This is a genomic window from Eudoraea sp., assembly GCF_049669105.1.
Lineage (GTDB): Bacteria > Bacteroidota > Bacteroidia > Flavobacteriales > Flavobacteriaceae > Eudoraea.
The window spans coordinates 1-19,302 of record NZ_JBATKE010000129.1 but is presented as its reverse complement, the minus strand read 5'-3'; the positions used below and the strand labels follow the sequence as shown (position 1 = coordinate 19,302).

14 protein-coding genes and 1 pseudogene are annotated in these 19,302 nt (G+C 37.9%); 10 read left to right on the top strand and 5 right to left on the bottom strand.

Annotation, left to right across the window (positions count from 1 at the left end; all coding sequences use genetic code 11):
- Window positions 1-463 (bottom strand): annotated as a pseudogene (locus WBM60_RS10890) (RagB/SusD family nutrient uptake outer membrane protein); the annotation flags it as partial.
- 54 nt (window positions 464-517) lie between these two features.
- Complete coding sequence (locus WBM60_RS10885) at window positions 518-3,613, bottom strand: SusC/RagA family TonB-linked outer membrane protein (protein WP_424283068.1); 3,096 nt, start codon at window positions 3,611-3,613, stop codon at window positions 518-520.
- A 354-nt stretch (window positions 3,614-3,967) separates the two neighbouring features.
- Between WBM60_RS10885 and WBM60_RS10880 the strand changes: the two genes are divergently transcribed.
- The 7 genes from WBM60_RS10880 (at window position 3,968) to WBM60_RS10850 (ending at window position 13,985) form a co-directional block, all read left to right on the top strand.
- Complete coding sequence (locus WBM60_RS10880; RefSeq protein ID WP_424261390.1) at window positions 3,968-4,999, top strand: LacI family DNA-binding transcriptional regulator; 1,032 nt, start codon at window positions 3,968-3,970, stop codon at window positions 4,997-4,999.
- A 20-nt stretch (window positions 5,000-5,019) separates the two neighbouring features.
- Window positions 5,020-5,691, top strand: coding sequence for a beta-phosphoglucomutase (gene pgmB / locus WBM60_RS10875; RefSeq protein WP_424261392.1), 672 nt, complete (start codon window positions 5,020-5,022; stop codon window positions 5,689-5,691).
- Window positions 5,692-5,766: 75 nt separating this feature from the next.
- Entirely contained in the window at window positions 5,767-8,082 is a 2,316-nt protein-coding gene (locus WBM60_RS10870) for a glycoside hydrolase family 65 protein (RefSeq protein WP_424261394.1), read from the top strand.
- Window positions 8,083-8,154: 72 nt separating this feature from the next.
- The gene (locus tag WBM60_RS10865; protein ID WP_424261396.1) at window positions 8,155-10,044 is read left to right on the top strand and encodes a glycoside hydrolase family 13 protein; all 1,890 of its coding nucleotides are present in this window, start codon (window positions 8,155-8,157) and stop codon (window positions 10,042-10,044) included.
- Window positions 10,045-10,132: 88 nt separating this feature from the next.
- Window positions 10,133-11,926, top strand: a complete 1,794-nt coding sequence (locus WBM60_RS10860; RefSeq protein ID WP_424283067.1) for an alpha-amylase family protein — start codon at window positions 10,133-10,135, stop codon at window positions 11,924-11,926.
- A 23-nt stretch (window positions 11,927-11,949) separates the two neighbouring features.
- A complete protein-coding gene (locus WBM60_RS10855; RefSeq protein ID WP_424261400.1) occupies window positions 11,950-12,696 on the top strand; it encodes a glycerophosphodiester phosphodiesterase in 747 nt (248 codons plus the stop codon).
- Window positions 12,696-13,985 (top strand): NAD(P)/FAD-dependent oxidoreductase, encoded by a 1,290-nt coding sequence (locus tag WBM60_RS10850; protein ID WP_424261402.1) that lies wholly within the window; start codon window positions 12,696-12,698, stop codon window positions 13,983-13,985. The genes WBM60_RS10855 and WBM60_RS10850 overlap by 1 nt, the downstream gene beginning before the upstream one ends.
- An 11-nt stretch (window positions 13,986-13,996) precedes the next feature.
- Here the strand turns inward: WBM60_RS10850 and WBM60_RS10845 are convergent, their stop codons facing one another.
- The gene (locus WBM60_RS10845; protein ID WP_424261404.1) at window positions 13,997-14,731 is read right to left on the bottom strand and encodes an MIP/aquaporin family protein; all 735 of its coding nucleotides are present in this window, start codon (window positions 14,729-14,731) and stop codon (window positions 13,997-13,999) included.
- Window positions 14,732-14,750: 19 nt separating this feature from the next.
- Window positions 14,751-16,241, bottom strand: coding sequence for a glycerol kinase GlpK (glpK, locus tag WBM60_RS10840; RefSeq protein ID WP_424261406.1), 1,491 nt, complete (start codon window positions 16,239-16,241; stop codon window positions 14,751-14,753).
- 129 nt (window positions 16,242-16,370) lie between these two features.
- On the opposite strand from glpK, the gene WBM60_RS10835 reads away from it, so the two are divergent.
- Window positions 16,371-16,913: a DUF1697 domain-containing protein gene (locus WBM60_RS10835; RefSeq protein WP_424276997.1), complete on the top strand. Its 543-nt coding sequence runs from the start codon at window positions 16,371-16,373 to the stop codon at window positions 16,911-16,913.
- On the opposite strand, the gene WBM60_RS10830 is transcribed toward WBM60_RS10835, so the two are convergent.
- Complete coding sequence (locus WBM60_RS10830; RefSeq protein ID WP_424276998.1) at window positions 16,910-17,383, bottom strand: TspO/MBR family protein; 474 nt, start codon at window positions 17,381-17,383, stop codon at window positions 16,910-16,912. The two genes, WBM60_RS10835 and WBM60_RS10830, sit on opposite strands and share 4 nt — an antisense overlap.
- A 96-nt stretch (window positions 17,384-17,479) precedes the next feature.
- Between WBM60_RS10830 and WBM60_RS10825 the strand changes: the two genes are divergently transcribed.
- Both WBM60_RS10825 and WBM60_RS10820 read left to right on the top strand, forming a co-directional pair.
- Window positions 17,480-18,562: a diphosphomevalonate/mevalonate 3,5-bisphosphate decarboxylase family protein gene (locus WBM60_RS10825; protein WP_424263359.1), complete on the top strand. Its 1,083-nt coding sequence runs from the start codon at window positions 17,480-17,482 to the stop codon at window positions 18,560-18,562.
- A 60-nt stretch (window positions 18,563-18,622) separates the two neighbouring features.
- Window positions 18,623-19,302, top strand: a 680-nt coding sequence (locus WBM60_RS10820) for a mevalonate kinase family protein (protein ID WP_424283066.1), incomplete at its 3' end; no start/stop codon positions are given.

The window sequence follows — 19,302 nt, the reverse complement described above, 5'->3', positions numbered from 1 at the left end:
TATCCCTGAAAGGCACCTGGCCAAAATTGTCTAATATTACATATACAGCTAAAGCCCTGAAGAAAGATGCAGCCGCCCTTGAATCTGGCGTAGATGCAGATCTGCTGTCTAATACTTCACTGGCTACGAGCTGAAGCTCATTCCATTGATTCCAAACATTTGTTATATACTGGTGATCAGGAGTCCAGGAATGCTGGTGTAATTGTCTCCATATACCATTATCACCCCAGTCAGATCCTCTTGTAGGAACTAACATTTCATCTGTTGTAACCTCACTAAGCGCATAAAGATTATCCTGTCCACCAATGTATCCGTTTATGGAGTTATACATAGCAGAAACCTGACTTGCCGCTTCTTCGGCAGTTGCAATACCCTCAAAGTTAGGGGCAAGCAAAGAATCGGTTGCTTCGATTTCCAGATTGGTACATGAGAAAAACAGTACCAATGCTGGTAAAGAAAGCATCAAAATTTTTGATCGTGTTTTTAAATAATTAATCATTGCAGTTTTTTTTTAAAATTAAAATTTAGCATTTATTCCTAAAGTCACTGTCAGCGGTCTTGGGAATGTGGTATAATCTATCCCCTGACTTGGTATACCACTTCCAAAACCATCACCCGTGTTGGCCGTAACTTCAGGATCCAGACCGGTATAGCCAGTAAACAGTAATAAATTTTGTCCGGTTAATGAGAACCTTAAATTCTTAAACGTTCCATCCTTAAGAGGCACATTATAGCCAACCGTTGCGTTTTGCAACCGTACAAAATCTCCTTTTTCCAAATATAGGGTTGACACTTCTTGTGATAATAGCGTTAAACCTTCCGGATCTGTGTTTCTGGAAGTTAAAAAGGTAGGCTTGTTTAAGAAGGCATTTCTTGTGTTGTTATAAACCGAGAATCCAAACTGACCTGCAAAGAAGATGTTGGCGTCCCAATTGCCTGCATTTAAATTAAGTGTAAGTCCGGAAAGAACATCAGGTACCGCATCCTCACCAACAAAATCTTTGTCGTCAGCACTGAAATTGGGGTTTCCATTGGCATCCTCAGAATATGTTGCCATATAGTAAGAGAAAATAGATATTCCTTCTCCCAGGCGCTGAGCGAAAGCTCCCGTAAGCCCCGGACCATTAATTTCTCCGAAATCTGCTGTTGTCCCTTCTAAACCTTTAACCTTATTGTCGTTATAGGAGATATTAAATGCTCCTGAAAAAGTCATTTTATCATTTTGGATAAAATCATAGGCAACAGCCAATTCTACCCCTTTGTTGACGAGTTTGCCATTTGCAAGGTTTTTAAAGACAAAAGGATCAAAGGCAGGTGCAGCTGCGGCTTGTCTAAACAAGAGATCTTTAGTACTCTTATTATAGAAGTCAAGCGAGCCAGTAAATCGATCGAGGTTGAAACCAAAATCAATTCCGACATTTATATCAGTTGTCTCTTCCCACTTTAAATCTGGATTTTGAACTGCCACGGTTTCAAGCCCTGGTCTGTTAATACTACCATCGTCATTAATAGTCGGGTCAGCAAAACGTTGTCTTTTAAGAAACTGACCATATGATAAACCATCCTGGTTACCTGTGATACCTCCACTTAATCTTAGTTTTAATGTAGAAAAAGCAGGACCAATGAAGTCTTCTTCATTAACTTTCCACGCAAAAGCACCTGATGGGAAATAACCATATTGGTTGTCCGGCGAAAATTTAGACGAACCATCTGCTCTAAAGGTTGCAGTAAATAGGTATTTGTTATGCAGGCTTACATTTGCCCTTGCAAAGTACGATTGTAATTCATCAGTATTGTTGTAGTTGTTTACCCAGACAGAGGTATATTGTCTGCCCTGAACAGAGCTTAGCACTCCGCTATCATTGAATGGGTTAAGAGTGTTTAAAAAAGTACCATTACTATCATAACCAAATTGTTGGTAGGGGCCTGCAATGTTACTGGCTACATTGTTTATGTCTTGTCTTAGGTTTGTACCCATTTGGTCCAGATTGACTTCAGGTGTACCCCAACCCTGAGAATTGAATCCTTGTCTTTGAAAATCCTGATAGGTAAAACCTATAATCGCATCCAAAGAGACGTTAGTCCAATCTCTCTGCCAATTAAGGGTTGCCTCAAGTAATTTACTTGTCGCTTGCAATTCATTGAATGAGGCCTGTCCCTGACCACTCACCCTGTTCTGATTTGTAACTAAAGGTGAAATAGTTGCGCTTGCTGTAGCATTAGAGTCATCATAACCCAAAGCTATCTTTGCTCTCAATTCATTATCATCATCATCAATAATATCATAAGAGGTAGCAAAGTTGATTAAAAACCTGTCTGTATTGGTTTTTTGTCGGAAATAAGCCAAAAGGTTCGCGGGGTTTAAGAGGTTACCCGGAATAACAAACGCTGGATCGTTTGGCCATGTTGGGTTTGCGGAATAAGTTGCTCCAATTAGGTTACCACTGGCACCGGTACCACCACTAATTTGTGGGGCCAAATCATTGACACGGGCAAGTGATGCCTGTAAATCAAATTTTAGTCTGTCATCCAAAAAACGCTGATTGACATTTACTCTTCCTGTTATTCTTTCCTGAGAAGAGCCTTGGATAACTCCAAACTGTTTTCCATAACCAAAAGTAGCTCTTACATTACCACTACCATAATTATTGGAATAGGATAAATTGGTAACAGGAGAAGCCACAGTTCTTAAAACTACTTTCTGCCAGTCTGTATTAAATCCTTCATCTATATCATTCGCAATTGTTTCACCACGATCTGCGGTGGTCTGTGCTATAAATGCCGGCCCATCCAAAAGTTTAAAATTCTCTCTGGGTGTTGAAATACTGAGGGTTTGATTAAATTCCCATACGCCACCTTGAGAAGTTTTACCACTTTTTGTGGTCACAATAACTACCCCATTTGCTCCCCTGGATCCATAAATGGCTGTTGCAGAGGCATCTTTTAAGATAGAGATACTCTCAATATCAGCAGGGTTAATAAAATTTAACGGGTTTCTGGAAGCATTTTCACCACCTGTTATATCTCCACCACCAGGTGTAGTAGATTCAGAAGATAATGGAACACCGTCCACTACGAATAGCGGGCTGTTGTTAGAGCGGATAGAATTTGCACCCCTGATCCTAATGTTTACTCCAGCACCTGGCTCACCACTGGACTGAGTAATCTGAACCCCGGCAGTTTTACCCTGGATCAATTGTTCGGGAGAAGCAATAATACCTGAATTAAAGTCTTCAGAATTAATTGCTGAGACAGCACCTGTTGCATCTTTCACTGTAGTAGTACCATAACCGATGATAACTACTTCGTCCAATGCTTGTGCATCTTCTGCCAAAACTACATTAACAGTAGTTCTTCCATTTATTGCGACTTCTTGAGTACTGTAACCAATGTAACTAACAACCAGTGTAGCATCGCTGTCTACATTGTTTATTGTATAGTTACCATCAAAGTCCGTCTGTGTACCGTTGGTAGTTCCTCTAACAACAACACTGGCCCCTGGTAAAGGACCATTTGCATCAGAAACTGTACCTGATACTTCTTGCGCTTTTGCAAGTCCGAAGCTTAAAATAGCTCCAACTAATAAAAAGCTCTTTAGTAGCGTAATCTTCATAAAAAGTTAATTTTGAGTTTAGTTAATTTTAGTGCCAAAGGTTAAACCTATGTAAAAAATATGTTAATATCATTCTGTCAACAACACTTATTAACAACGAAAACGGTTTCGTGTTAATAACTTTTATTAAGTAACAGTCTGACAATATAGGATTGGCAAAATTATGTTATCCCTATTTTTCGGGTTCAAACTTTGTTAAAAACGAAACAAATATAATATTTTTTTTATACTGCAAGCTTACAAAGATACTTGTTTATGTGGTTATGGGCATTTTTATATGTTAAAAAAGAATATATTTATAAGTTGACTCATTATAATAACATTAACATTTGGAATATTTTTATTCTTTAACATTTGAAAAAAAAGATTACTCTTAAACAAATTGCCAGGGAATTGGAAGTGTCTATTTCAACAGTTTCAAAGGCCCTGAAAAACAGTCGAGAAATAAGCAAGGATACAACAGAAAAAATTCAGGCCTTTGCTAAACTTTACCACTACAAACCTAACAATATTGCTTTAAGCCTTAAAAGCAGGCGCACTAAAAATATAGGGGTAATCATACCTGATATAGTTCATCATTTTTTTACCACGGTTTTTAGAGGGATAGAGCAATTTGCAGATACCAAGGGGTATAATGTTATTGCATGTGTATCTGATGAATCTTTTGAAAAGGAGGTGATTAATATGGAGCTGTTGGCAAATGGCAGTATTGATGGTTTCATTATGGCTCTATCTGCAGAAACACAGCTAAAAAATGATTTCCACCATTTAAAGGAAATAATTGATCAGGGTATGCCGCTGGTTCTTTTTGATAGGGTTACGGATGAAGTAATCTGTGATAAGGTAGTTATTAATGACTTTGAAGCGGCTTATATGGCTGTAAAAAAACTTATTCACGATGGCAGAAAACGAATTGCACTAGTAACAACCGAAAGTTATTTGAATGTAAGTGAAAAAAGAGCTCAAGGTTATTTCCAGGCTCTGAAAGATCACAACCTGGAATTGGATAAAAGTTTAATTTTACGTTTGCCCTATCAATTCGAAGATGAAACAATGAGCGAAACCTTCTTTGCAACAACAAATATGGATGCGGTCTTATGTGTTAATGAAATTTTTGCAGTCAGATCTATGAGGATAGCACAGAAAAATGGATTGAGAATCCCGGAAGACGTTGCTTTTATTGGTTTTACGGATGGTATTCTGTCTAAACTGGCTACACCTGCACTTACATCGGTTGCCCAACATGGAGAACGAATGGGTGAAATTGCTGCCAGAATGCTTATTGAGAAAATTGAAAGAGATGATGAAAAGGAATTAGAAGAAGAAACTTTTAGGACTGAAGTTATCGAAGCAACGCTGATAGAAAGAGAATCTACCATTAACTAATTACACACATTAATAGTCAAATGAAGAAAACCGGATTTATATTCGATTTAGACGGAGTAATTGTCGATACCGCAAAATACCATTATCTGGCCTGGAAAAATCTGGCCGATGAACTCGGTATTCATTTTACCGAAGATGACAATGAGAAATTCAAAGGTGTTAGTCGTAAAAGATGTCTCGAGATTTTATTGGAAATGGGAAATATTTCCGTTTCAAAAGAACAGTTCGACCTCTGGTTGCAGGAAAAAAACGAGGACTATCTGAAATATATTTCCAAAATGGACAAAAGTGAAATACTTCCCGATGTGCCTAAAGTTTTAGGATATCTTAAAGAGAAAGGAATTCCAATGGCACTTGGTTCTGCAAGTAAAAATGCTGTTTCAATTTTAAAAAAGGTTGAGTTAATGCCTTATTTTGACGCTATTGTAGATGGTACACAGGTAACCAAAGCTAAACCTGATCCTGAGGTCTTTTTGATAGCCGCAAAAAAAATAGGCGTAAAACCCAAAAATTGCGTTGTTTTTGAGGATGCACTAGCCGGAATAGAGGCTGCCAACGCGGCAGGTATGGAGAGTATAGGCATTGGAGACGTGAATATTTTGTCTGATGCCGACCACGGTTTTAATAACTTCACTGAAATAGATCTAGGGTTTTTAAATGACCTGATTTTAATACTAAAAAGTAAAAATTAAGTCATTTATCCTGCAAATTATACTTATTTGCCTATTTTAATCAATTCTTAGATAAAGATTTTAACGTATTGGAATATGAATAAAGAATATATAATAGCAGACGAATGGTCTATAATTGAGGAAGGGTTTAACAAGGAGAACGTAAAATCTTCCGAGAGCCTCTTTAGTATTGGAAATGGTGCCATGGGGCAGCGTGCAAATTTTGAGGAACAATACTCCGGTCCTACGTTCCAGGGGAGCTACATTGCTGGAGTTTACTATCCGGATAAAACAAGGGTAGGTTGGTGGAAGAATGGTTACCCGGAATATTTTGCCAAAGTTTTAAATGCACCTAACTGGATTGGGATCAACGTTTATGTCGATGAAGAGCCTTTAGACCTTAATACGTGCACGAATATTACCGGCTTCAGGCGAGAACTCAATATGAAGGGGGGCTGGTATAAAAGAAACTTCACCGCTACATTACCCAATTCTATTACAGTTGATGTTGAAGTAGTTCGGTTTTTAAGCCTGGAAATTGATGAAGTAGGGGCTATAAAGTATAAAATTACACCAGTAGATAGAAATGCATCTGTTCGTTTTGTTCCATATTTAGATAATGGTATTACCAATGAGGATAGTAATTGGGCCGATAAATTCTGGAATGTTACTAAGGTAAGTTCTGAAGGGAAACAGGCTTTTATAGAAGCTCATACCATGAAAACTAATTTTGAGGTTTGCACTTTTATGGAATGCCAGTTAACTTCTAATGGTACGGAAGTACCTGTTGATGTTATAGAAGATATCAAAGAATTATGGGTTGGGCATGAATATACTCATACGGCTAAACAAGGTGAAGCGGTCACTTTTTATAAATATGGAGGTTATACCGTTTCCAGGGATCACCAATCAGATGAATTGGTGAATGCCGCAAAAAAGACCCTTAAATCTGCTACTTCTATTGGGTTCGATAAATTATTGGAAAAACAAATATTGACCTGGGCCCAAATTTGGGAGATGAGTGATATAAGCATTCAGGGTGATGTGAAAGCTCAGCAAGGCATTAGATTTAATATATTTCACTTAAATCAAACATATTTAGGCACGGATTCCAGGCTAAATATAGGCCCGAAAGGATTTACGGGGGAAAAGTATGGTGGAAGTACCTATTGGGATACTGAAGCCTATTGTATTCCTTTTTATATGGCGACCAAAGATCACCTTGTGGCCAGGAATCTGCTGCAGTATAGGTATAATCATCTGGAAAAGGCTATTGAGAATGCCCAGAAATTGGGTTTTGTTAATGGAGCAGCCTTGTACCCAATGGTAACAATGAACGGGGAAGAATGCCATAATGAATGGGAGATTACTTTTGAAGAAATTCACCGCAATGGAGCAATTGCATTTGCCATATACAATTATTACCGATTTACAGGAGACTATTCATATATTCCTGAAATGGGTCTTGAAGTATTAATCGGGATTTCCCGTTTCTGGGGACAAAGAGCTACATTTTCAAAAGACAAAAACAAGTTTGTAATACTTGGGGTAACGGGACCCAACGAATACGAAAACAACGTCAATAATAATTGGTATACCAATTACCTTGCAAAATGGTGTATGGAATATACGCTGGAACAGCTGCAAAAGATAAAAGAAGGTTATAAAGAAGACTATACCAGGATCATTGGGCGCACTTCACTCACTCCGGCAGAGACTGATAAGTGGGAAGAGATTTCACAAAATTTGTACTTTCCCTTTTCAGACGAATTGAATATTTACCTTCAGCAAGATGGATTTTTGGACAAAGAACTGATCACAGTAGAAGATCTTGATGTTTCCCAAAGACCAATTAATCAAAAATGGAGTTGGGACAGGATTTTGCGTTCACCCTACATAAAACAGGCAGATACTTTACAAGGATTTTATTTATTTGAAGATCATTTCAGTTTAGAAGAACTTGAAAGACATTTTGATTTCTATGAACCATTTACCGTCCATGAATCGTCTTTGTCGCCTTGCGTGCACAGCATTCAGGCTGCAAAATTAGGCAGGATGGAGCAGGCGTACCAGTTTTATTTACGTACTTCAAGACTGGACCTGGATGATTATAACAAGGAGGTTGAAGAAGGTCTGCATATCACTTCTATGGCAGGAACATGGATGAGTATCGTAGAGGGATTTGGAGGAATGCGAATGAAAGATGATAAATTGTCTTTTGCTCCGAAAATTCCAAGTCAGTGGAAATCGTATTCATTTAAAGTAAATTTCAGAAATCGGATTATTAAGGTTAATGTTACAGAAAATCAGACTAGTTTTGAACATGATGGGGCTGCTGAAATGACTATACGGGTAAATGGCAAAAGGGTACTTTTAAAACCATCTCAGGAAACTATAGAACAAAACACTTAAAAATCCTGTTTGATAATTTATTTACCTTATTGAATCATTTTATAAAGATTGTATTTGACAAGAAATTAACCCATGATGAAAATTGGATGGTTAATAAAATCAAATGTTTTAACTGGCATGTTCTTTTTGATGGTATCTTTTTCATCCGCTCAGATAGATAGGGTTGAGCCTCCTAATTGGTGGCTGGGGTTCAAGAATGCCAGATTACAGCTTATGTTGCATGGTAGTGGAATTGGCACAACTACCCCGTCAATTCTATATAATGGAGTTGGCCTGGAAGCCTTCCATAGGGCTGATAACCCGAATTATTTATTCCTGGATATTACGATTTCTGCAGATACTCTCCCCGGTCTAATGGAAATTTTGCTCACCACTGAGGGCGGAAATCAAATCTCTTATTCATATCCTTTAAACAGAAGGGAAAAACTATCTGAGGAATTTTTGGGTTTTGATTCTTCAGATGTAATCTATTTAATTACACCGGATCGTTTCGCCAATGGTGATCCTGAAATAAATATTGTCCCGGGACTTCTTGAAAAAAAGATCAACAGGAAAGATGACTATGCGCGTCATGGAGGGAATATTCAAGGAATTATTAATCATTTAGACTATATAGCTTCCATGGGGTTTACTGCCTTGTGGTCTACCCCTTTATTGATTAACGATATGCCGCAGTCTTCGTATCATGGCTATGCAATGACTGATTTTTATCGGGTAGATCCGCGTTTTGGAAATCTGGAGGACTATATTATGCTCTCGCAGAAAGCAGCGGAAAATGGAATAAAATTAATCATGGACCAGGTTGCCAATCATTGCGGGGCCAATCATTGGTGGATGTCAGATTTACCGTTCCACGATTGGGTAAACTTTCAATCGGAGTATGAGGAAGGAGCAGATGCGAAGGTTACGAACCACCGGCGCACGGTAAATCAGGATCTTTACGCTTCAAAAGCTGATAAAGATCTAATGGATAATGGATGGTTTGTACCCTCAATGCCAGATTTAAACCAAAACAACCCATTTATGGCCAATTATATTATTCAGAATAGTATTTGGTGGATAGAGACTTTAAAACTTGGCGGGATCAGGCAGGATACCTATCCTTATCCCGATAAGGAATTTATGAGCAAATGGGCCGGGAGTATTATGCACGAATATCCAAATTTTAATATTGTTGGAGAGGAATGGACTTATAACCCACTTTTGGTTCGCTATTGGCAACAAGGGGTAACCAATTCAGATGGTTATGAATCTAACCTTAAAACAACAATGGATTTTCCCTTACAGCGCACATTAATTGAAGCACTTAATGCGGAGGAGAATTGGGATTCCGGATTGGTAAAATTATATGAAGGCCTTGCCAATGATTTTGCATATTATGACCCTTCTTCGATTTTGTTTTTTGGAGATAATCATGATATGGACCGTCTTTTTACGCAGTTGAATGAAGATTTTGAAAAAACCAAAATGGCACTGGCATTTATAATCTCCGCTCCTCGCATACCTCAAATTTATTATGGCACTGAAGTTTTACTAAATAATAGTGATAATCCCGGAGACCATGGCCTTATCCGGTCTGACTTTCCCGGGGGATGGGAAAACGATAGTGTTAACGCTTTTACTGGTGAGGGTCTTACCAGGGAACAGAAAGAAATGCAAGAGTTTACAAGAAAATTAGTGAACTACCGAAAAGGGAGTACGGCAATTCAAACTGGCAAAACCACTCATTTCGCTCCAAAGGATGGGGTTTATGTCATTTTCAGGCAGAATAAAGATGAAACAGTAATGCTAATACTAAACAAAAACGAGATACCTTATACATTAAACCTGGAACGTTTTAATGAAATGAATCTTATTGGGAATAGATTTAAAGATATACTCACCTCAGAAGAAGTTCTTTTCAAAAACGAATTGCAATTAAAAGATAACGGAGTACTAATACTTAGCAAAAAATCTAATTAGGATGCAAAAGATCGTATTGGTTATTCTAAGTTGCTTTGTATTTATATTAGGGTGTGCTGAGGAAAAAGAACGGACAAATATTAAAAAAATGAAGAGCTTAAATCAATCAAATAAAAAAGTAGTATATCAGGTGTTTACACGTTTGTTTGGAAATACAAACACCACGAATAAACCCTGGGGTACTATCCAGGAAAATGGGGTTGGAAAATTTTCTGACTTTACGGTTAAGGCTTTAATGGAGATCAAAGATCTTGGGATTACCCATATATGGTATACTGGGGTGCCTCATCATGCAGTGGTAACAGATTATGCGGCATACAATATTTCTAATGATGACCCGGATGTCGTGAAAGGCAGAGCAGGATCTCCCTATGCAGTTAAAGATTACTACAACGTTAATCCTGACCTGGCAGATGACCCGATTAATCGATTGGAAGAATTTAAATCTTTGATAGAACGAACGCACAATACCGGCTTAAAATTGTTAATAGACATCGTTCCAAATCATGTTGCGCGAAAATACGAAGGCGGGTCAACACCAAAGGGGAAAGAACCATTTGGGGCAAAGGACGATACTACAATAGAATATCATAAGGATAACAATTATTATTATATAACAGAAGAACCCTTCAAAGTACCAGTATGGCAAAACGGTTACTTACCTCTTGGAGGTGAAAAACACCCTTTGGCAGATGGTAAATTTGATGAGAATCCGGCAAAATGGACGGGGAATGGTTCACGTCTTGCCCAGCCGGATTTTAACGATTGGTATGAAACTGTGAAAATTAATTATGGGGTTCGGCCGGATGGGTCGTATGATTTTGAAACCTTACCTGATGAATATGCTCAGGAGGATTACAAAGCCCACTACGCTTTTTGGGCGGATAAGGACATTCCCGATTCATGGAAAAAATTTAAAGATATTGCCTTGTATTGGTTGGACATGGGGGTGGATGGATTCCGTTTTGATATGGCTGAAATGGTACCTGTAGAATTCTGGAGCTATATGAACTCCAATATTAAAATGAAAAATCCGGATGCTTTTCTATTGGCTGAAGTTTACAACCCGGATTTATATAGGGCTTTTATACATAAGGGGAAAATGGATTATCTGTATGACAAGGTTGAATTCTACGATAGCCTGAAGCATATTATGCAGGGTCATGGATGGACGGACCATATTCCAATAGTTCAAAAAGGAATGCAGGATATTGAACATCAGATGCTGCATTTTCTCGAAAATCACGATGAACAACGAATTGCGAGTCCGGATTTTGCGGGTAGTGCAGTAAGGGGGAAACCTGCAATGGTAGTATCGGCTACTATAAGTACTTCCCCAACGATGATCTATTTTGGTCAGGAAGTTGGGGAGCCCGGGAAAGAATACGCAGGTTTTGGCAGTCCTACCCGAACATCCATATTCGATTATGTAGGAGTTCCACATCATCAGAGGTGGGTAAACAATAAAAAGTTTGATGGAGGACAATTACTGCCTGAAGAAAATGAACTACGAGACTTTTACAAACGGTTACTCAACTTTACAATTGGCAGTGAAGCATTAATGGGTACGTATGCAGATATACATTATTACAATAGGGATAATACTGAAAATTACAACTACAAAGTACTTTCTTATGTGCGATGGTCTCAAAATGAGAAACTTGTGGTCCTTGCTAATTTTGATGCAGAGGAATCGTATTCTTTTGAATTGAAAATTCCTGCGGAAATAATAAAGGAGTGGGAGTTAAAGGAAGGTTCATTTAATATATCGGATGTCCTTTATGGTAAAACAAAATTGGTTCTGAATGTTCGTGATGGAATAGGTAGATTCGCTGTGGAAATCCATCCGTTAGAATCTTTTATCTTTAAACTATCCGATTAAAGAGTAACCAAAAATTCAATTTGATGAGAAGATTTATACCAATTATACTTATACTTTTTTTTATGAATTGCAAAGAGAAAAGTAACACCCTAATAACCATAGGGCACAGGGGTGCGATGGGGCACGAAACAGAAAATACCCTTGCCTCCATTCAGAAAGCATTAGATCTGAATGTAGATATGATAGAAATAGATGTCTTTAAAATCTCGAGTGGTGAAATAGTCGTTTTTCATGATGAGAAAATTGACCGCTTAACAAATGGCAGCGGTGATATTGAAAGTTTGGATTTAGAAACCCTTAAAAATTTGACCGTTGAAGGGAATCATAAAATTCCGCTGCTAAGCGAAGTTTTAGATGTAATGAATCATACGGTACCCTTGAATATCGAATTAAAAGGACCCGGGACATCTGAAGGTGTAATGCACATTATTAAGACTTATATGGAGAATGAGGGCTGGACTCTGGATGATTTTCTGATCTCCAGTTTTAATTGGGAGGAGCTAAAAAATATGCGCCGTATTAATAAGGATATAAAGATTGCCATACTAACAGAGGACAATCCATTAGATGCGATTCCCATTGCCAATGATCTGAATGCAGTAGCTATAAACCCCAATTATATGAGTTTAACTAAGGAAAATGTTCTGGAAATTAAAAGTCAGGGTTTTAAAATTTTCACCTGGACTGTAAATGATACAAAGCAAATTTCAAATATGAGAAAATTGGGTGTTGATGGGGTTTTTACTAATTACCCGGAGCGGGTCAACTAATGTTTGATGTAATTATAATAGGGGGAGGTGCTGCAGGATTTTATTGTGCCATTCATATTGCAGAAGCAAATCCAAGTCTGAAAATAGCCATTCTTGAGCGTGGAAAACAAGTCCTGTCCAAAGTTAAGGTATCAGGTGGCGGCCGATGTAATGTTACCCATGCAGAATTTGATCCCTCTTCACTGGTAAAAAACTACCCCAGGGGCGAAAAAGAACTTTTGGGTCCTTTTCACATTTATTCCACAGCTGATACCATACAGTTTTTTGAAAAACGCGGAATAAAAATAAAAACCGAATCAGATGGGAGAATGTTCCCTGAAAGTAATTCCTCCCAGACCATTATCGATTGTTTTCTTGGTGAAATACAGAAATACGGTATTACCCTCCTTAAGAGTAGTTCAGTTATAAATATACTGCCATTTAAAGATATTGAATTGGGCAAAGAGGAGGTATGGCAGGTGCAATCAGTTAAAAAGGTTTATCAAGCAAAAAGAATTGTACTTGCAACAGGGAGCAGCACTAAAATATGGAATTTGTTAGAACAGCTCGGACATAACATTGTGACACCTGTACCTTCTTTATTTACATTTAATATTAATGATAGTAGAATTTCCGGAATTCCGGGGCTGAGCACTAATGCCAGGATTGAAATTTTACCCAGACAGATAATGGGGAAAGAGATCAATACCAAATTTAAAAACAGAAAAAGCGGTGCTTTAAATTTAATTTCAGAAGGTCCTGTTCTTATTACACATTGGGGTTTGAGTGGCCCGGTTATCTTAAAACTCTCAGCCCGTGCCGCCAGATTATTACACGAGTATGACTATAGGTTTAGGGTGAGAATTAACTGGATGCCCGATTATCATAAGGAGGGACTTTTATCTCTTTTTAATGAGATAAAACAGATAGATCCAAAGAAGACAATTTATAAAACGAAGGCTATTGATCTCCCCGCAAGATTATGGGGCAAATTGGTTATTGCATCCGATATAGCCAAGGATTTAAAATGGGCCGATGTTTCCAGGAAGCAGCTGGATAGACTCGGACAATTTATAACGGCTTCAGAATTTAATGTAGAAGGAAAGAGTACCTTTAAAGAAGAATTTGTGACTGCAGGTGGTGTGGATCTTAAAGAGGTTAATTTTAAAACTTTTGAGAGTAAAATTCTCCCCGGTTTGTATTTTGCAGGTGAGGTATTAAATATAGATGCGGTTACCGGGGGCTTTAATTTTCAAAATGCATGGACCGGGGCCTATATCGCTGCTCAGGCGATTGCGAAGTCTTTATAGAAGCCGTTCAATTAAACCAGCGGAAATGCGAGGTAAAGAAAAGCCGCAAGCAAACTACCCAAAAGAGGGCCAATCACTGGTATCCATGAATAAGACCAGTCGTTTTTACCTTTGTTTTTAATGGGTAGCAGAGCATGCATAATTCTTGGCCCCAGATCCCTTGCCGGGTTAATTGCATAACCTGTAGTGCCGCCCAGAGATAGTCCAATTCCCCAAACAACAAAGGCAACGGGTATAGCCCCCAGAGAACCCAAACCTATTACAGCGTCTGACTCTAAAATAGTAGCGTCTGTAAAAAAGAGAACCGCAAAGACCAGAACAAATGTTCCTGAAATTTCCACCAGTAGGTTTGCGAAAATATTTTTGATAGCCGGACTGGTACTAAACACTACAAGTTTTAAACCTTGTTCCTCCGTTCGATCAAAATGGTCTATGTAAATCAGCCATACTAATGAAGCACCCAGCATAGCTCCAAGAAATTGAGCCAGCAAGTAGGAGGGGACCAGATCCCATGGAAATTCTCCAGCAGCGGCCAGACCTATACTCACTGCAGGATTAATATGCGCTCCACTATAAGGGGCAGCAACAATCACACCAATATAAACCGCAAAGGCCCAGCCGGTTGTAATTACAATCCATCCACTATTGTGTCCTTTAGTATCTTTTAGCACTACATTGGCGGTGACTCCGCACCCAAGTAGGATTAACAGAAATGTGCCGATTATTTCAGCAATAAATGGTGTCATATATAATATTAGTTTTTACCTATTTTGTCCAAAATTCCAAGGCTTCAATGGCTTTATACCAGCCATCAATCTGCTTGTTTATTGAAACCCGGTCTGTTGTTGGGTTAAAATGTACATCGGTTTGCCAAATCTCCTGAATTTGTTCCAGATTATCCCAGTAACCTACTGCCAGTCCGGCAAGAAATGCAGCGCCCATTACTGTGGTTTCTACTATTTTTGGCCTTACAGTTACTGTATTTAACACATCTGCTTGAAATTGCATAAGTAGATTGTTGACCGTAGCACCTCCATCTACCCTTAATTCCTTAATTGATATCCCCGAATCTGCTTCCATTGCCTTTAAAATATCCATAGTCTGAAAGGCAATAGATTCCAAGGCAGCCCTTGCTATATGAGCATCTGTACTTCCGCGGGTCATACCAAATATAGTACCCTTCGCATGTTGATTCCAGTGCGGAGCTCCCAAACCTGCAAAAGCAGGGACAAAATAAACTCCACCCGAATCCGACACAGAGCCGGCCAGTTGTTCCACTTCTTTAGATGTTTTAATGATTTTAAGACTATCTCTAAGCCACTGCACCACAGCCCCGGCAATAAAAATACTTCCTTCGAGGACGTACTCAGCTTTACCATTTATTTGCCAGGCTACGGAAGTAAGAAGATTGTTTTTAGACACTATTGGCTTATCACCAATATTCATTAACATAAAACATCCTGTGCCATAAGTGTTTTTTACCATTCCCTGCTTTGTGCACATTTGACCAAATAATGCAGCCTGTTGATCTCCGGCTATTCCTGAAATTGGAATTCTGGTGGCAAACAATCCCGGAGCCGTATGTCCGTAAATCTCACTGGACTGTTTTACTCGGGGTAACATACTTTTTGGAATAGTAAATAATTCTAAGAGTTCATCATCCCATTCAAGGGTGTTGATATTGAATAAAAGTGTTCTGCAAGCATTGGTTACATCAGTTACGTGCAATTCCCCTTTGGTCATGTTCCAAATTAGCCAGGTATCTATTGTTCCCATCATTAAATCACCGGCCTCAGCTCTTTCCCGTACTCCTTCTACATTATCTAAGATCCATTTGACTTTGGTGCCAGAGAAATAAGCATCAATTACAAGACCTGTTTTTTCGCGCATCCATTGAGATTTTCCTTCACTTTTTAAAAGGTCGCAATATTTGGCTGTTCTTTTGTCTTGCCAGACAATGGCATTATAAACAGGTTTTCCTGTTTTTTTATCCCAAACAACAACGGTTTCACGTTGATTTGTAATTCCTATTGCCGCGATATTCTTTGCTTCTAATCCTTTTTTAGTAACGGTTTCAGCGGCCATAGCCACTTGAGTAGACCAAATTTCCATTGCATCATGTTCCACCCAACCCGGTTTGGGAAAATATTGCGTAAATTCTCTCTGGGAAGTAGAAATAATACTTCCTTTTTTATCAAAAATTAATGCTCTACAGCTTGTGGTGCCTTGATCAAAAGCAAGGATATAGGTTTGCATACTATTAGCGGTGTGGATTTTATAGAATAAAAAATGAAAGATAATAAATGTAATTGATTTATTTTATACTTCATAGTTTGCTAACTTCAATGCTGTATTTTTTGTCTATGTTTTAAAATTCGTTTTCCAATGCCTAAATATATAGCCCTGCTACGGGGCATCAATGTTGGAGGTCACAAAAAAATAATGATGGCTGATTTAAGGCTGATTTTTGAAAAATCAGGATTTTTAGCGGTTAAATCTTATATCCAAAGTGGGAATGTTATATTTCAAAGCAATGAAGTTGATGCCAAAAAGTTGGAACAGAAAATAGAAAGTGCTTTAGAAAAAGCCTATGGCTATCTGGTGCCAGTAATTGTATTAACCAGATCTAAGCTAGGGAAAATAGTAAGTGACAATCAATTTAAACCGTTAGATGGGGATGATACAAGTAAAATATATTATGTATTTCTGAAGGATGCTCCGAAAAGAAAGGCGGTTGAATTATTTAAAGAAACTAAATTTCAAAATGAAAGGTTTTTTATTTGTAAGGATTATATCTATCTGAAATGCCTGTGTGGAATGGGTAAGGCAAAACTAAACACTAACCTATTTGAGCAAAAACTTCAGGTTAAGGCTACTGCAAGAAACCATAAAACGGTATTAAAACTGCTGGAACTAAGCAAAAACTAGTTCATTTCCCAAATCTTATAATTTAAGATGGTAGCAAAACAAACCCATAAAAAATAGGGAATGAGGAGCAATGCTGCTGTCCTGCTCACTACATTGAACCATTTAATGGTTAGCAAAATTAAAGCAAGGAGAAACAGAATTACCAAAAGTGCCCAGAAGGGGTTTTTAAATCCAAAAAAAACGACACTCCAGAGGGCGTTAAATAATAACTGAAACCCAAAATTATACAATGCCGTTTTCACCCAAATATGATAAAATCCTTTTGCCCACACTATACCTGCGGCTATCCCCATTAGAATATATAGCAATGTCCAAACCGGTCCAAAAATCCAATTTGGAGGATTAAAACTGGGTTTATTAAGTGATAAGTACCAATCATTTACTGAAGACTGAGTTGCATACCCAGATAGAAAGCCTATGATGAGACATATAGAAACTGAAATGGCAATATAGGTAAGCTTTTTTTTCAAAACTACGAGATGAATGTTATCTAAAATAGTAATTTATTTTAATAGAGGCTATAGCAAAGATGCTTAAAAACTATCTTTGCATAAATTTTTGTGTGCATGATCGAAGACGACTTTATTCCCTTGCCTTACAGGTTTGATAAGGAACAAGGTAGGGTACAGTGGAAAGCCCCAAGTAATATTGCATTAGTTAAGTACTGGGGTAAGAAACAAAATCAAATACCGGCCAATTCCTCAGTAAGTTTTACGCTGGACAAGTGCAGAACTATTACGTCTGTGGCCTTTACTAAGCTTGATAAACCAAATAAGGAATTTTCATTTGATTTACTTTTTGAAGGAAAATCCAGGGAAGATTTTAAGCCCAAGATTGTAACTTTTTTTAAACGGATTGAAAAATATATTCCTTTTCTTAGAAGTTATCATTTCTCCATTAATACTTCCAACACCTTTCCACATAGCAGCGGCATTGCCTCCTCCGCCAGTGGTATGGCCGCTTTGGCTTTGTGTCTTATGGATATAGAAAAACAAATGGTTTCCGAGATAGATCCGGATTTTTTCTATAAAAAAGCATCTTTTTTAGCGCGATTGGGATCAGGTAGTGCATGCCGAAGTATTAAGGGTAATCTTGTTCAATGGGGCGAGCATAATGAAATAATTGGGAGTACGAATCTATATGGAATACCCTATCCTTATCCAGTGGATGAGGTGTTTAAAAGTTATCAGGATACCATTCTACTGGTACATAAGGGACAGAAAAGTGTTAGTAGTACGGTAGGCCATGACCTTATGCACAGCCACCCATTCGCTCAAAATCGATTTGTACAGGCTCATGACAATCTAATTCGTTTACGTTCAATATTAGCCGAAGGTAATCTGGATGATTTTATAGAAGTAGTTGAGAGTGAAGCACTTACTTTACATGCTATGATGATGACTAGTATTCCGTATTTTATCCTGATGAAACCGAATACGCTGAACATTATTGAGAAAATTTGGGAATTTCGGAGGACCACCCAAAATCACCTTTGTTTTACATTAGATGCCGGGGCCAATGTACATCTACTTTACCCCAATAATGAGAAAAAAGAGGTCAATAAATTTATTAAGGAGGAGCTAATTGCTTATTGTGAAAATGGGCAGTATATTTGCGACCGAATTGGATTTGGGGCCAAAAAAATGTAATTTAATCACTTATTAAAATTATTACACCCTATCTTCGAGTTGTTATTAATTGAATTTTAGATGAAAGGACCACTTTTTTATTCAAAAATTTTACTTTTCGGGGAGTACGGAATCATCAAGGATTCCAAAGGACTCTCTATTCCTTACAATTTCTTTAAGGGTGCCCTTAAGAAGGACGATAACCTGTCTGAAACGGCTAAGAAATCTAATGAAAGCCTGAAAAAATATTTTCATTATTTAAGGGATTTGCAAGGTCAGGAACCAGAACTATTATCTATTGATTTGAAGGCCTTAAAGTCTGATGTGGATACCGGGATGTATTTTGACAGTTCTATACCCCAAGGTTATGGTATTGGAAGTAGTGGTGCTTTGGTAGCCGCAATTTATGATAAGTATTCTATTGAAAAAATCACGGTACTAGAAAACCTGACCCGGGAAAAATTACTAAGACTCAAAATGATTTTCGGTAAAATGGAATCATTTTTCCATGGTAAATCTTCTGGGCTGGATCCTTTAAACAGTTATCTCAGTTTGCCTATTCTAATTAATTCACAAGAAAATATAGAATCCACCAGTATACCCTCCCAGAATTTGAATGGGAAAGGCGCGGTCTTTTTATTGGATAGTGGAATCATAGGAGAAACAGCACCGATGGTGCAAATTTTTATGGATAAAATGAAACATGAAGGCTTCCGTAATGTTTTGAAAGATCAGTTTATTAAACATACTGATGCCTGTGT

Excerpts from the sequence above, each read along its gene's own strand:
- glpK (WP_424261406.1), bottom strand. The coding sequence starts at position 16,241 with ATGCAAACCTATATCCTTGCTTTTGATCAAGGCACCACAAGCTGTAGA.
- WBM60_RS10850 (WP_424261402.1), top strand. The coding sequence starts at position 12,696 with ATGTTTGATGTAATTATAATAGGGGGAGGTGCTGCAGGATTTTATTGT.
- WBM60_RS10860 (WP_424283067.1), top strand. The coding sequence starts at position 10,133 with ATGAAGAGCTTAAATCAATCAAATAAAAAAGTAGTATATCAGGTGTTT.
- WBM60_RS10835 (WP_424276997.1), top strand. The coding sequence starts at position 16,371 with ATGCCTAAATATATAGCCCTGCTACGGGGCATCAATGTTGGAGGTCAC.
- WBM60_RS10855 (WP_424261400.1), top strand. The coding sequence starts at position 11,950 with ATGAGAAGATTTATACCAATTATACTTATACTTTTTTTTATGAATTGC.
- WBM60_RS10825 (WP_424263359.1), top strand. The coding sequence starts at position 17,480 with ATGATCGAAGACGACTTTATTCCCTTGCCTTACAGGTTTGATAAGGAA.
- pgmB (WP_424261392.1), top strand. The coding sequence starts at position 5,020 with ATGAAGAAAACCGGATTTATATTCGATTTAGACGGAGTAATTGTCGAT.
- WBM60_RS10845 (WP_424261404.1), bottom strand. The coding sequence starts at position 14,731 with ATGACACCATTTATTGCTGAAATAATCGGCACATTTCTGTTAATCCTA.
- WBM60_RS10885 (WP_424283068.1), bottom strand. The coding sequence starts at position 3,613 with ATGAAGATTACGCTACTAAAGAGCTTTTTATTAGTTGGAGCTATTTTA.
- WBM60_RS10865 (WP_424261396.1), top strand. The coding sequence starts at position 8,155 with ATGATGAAAATTGGATGGTTAATAAAATCAAATGTTTTAACTGGCATG.
- WBM60_RS10870 (WP_424261394.1), top strand. The coding sequence starts at position 5,767 with ATGAATAAAGAATATATAATAGCAGACGAATGGTCTATAATTGAGGAA.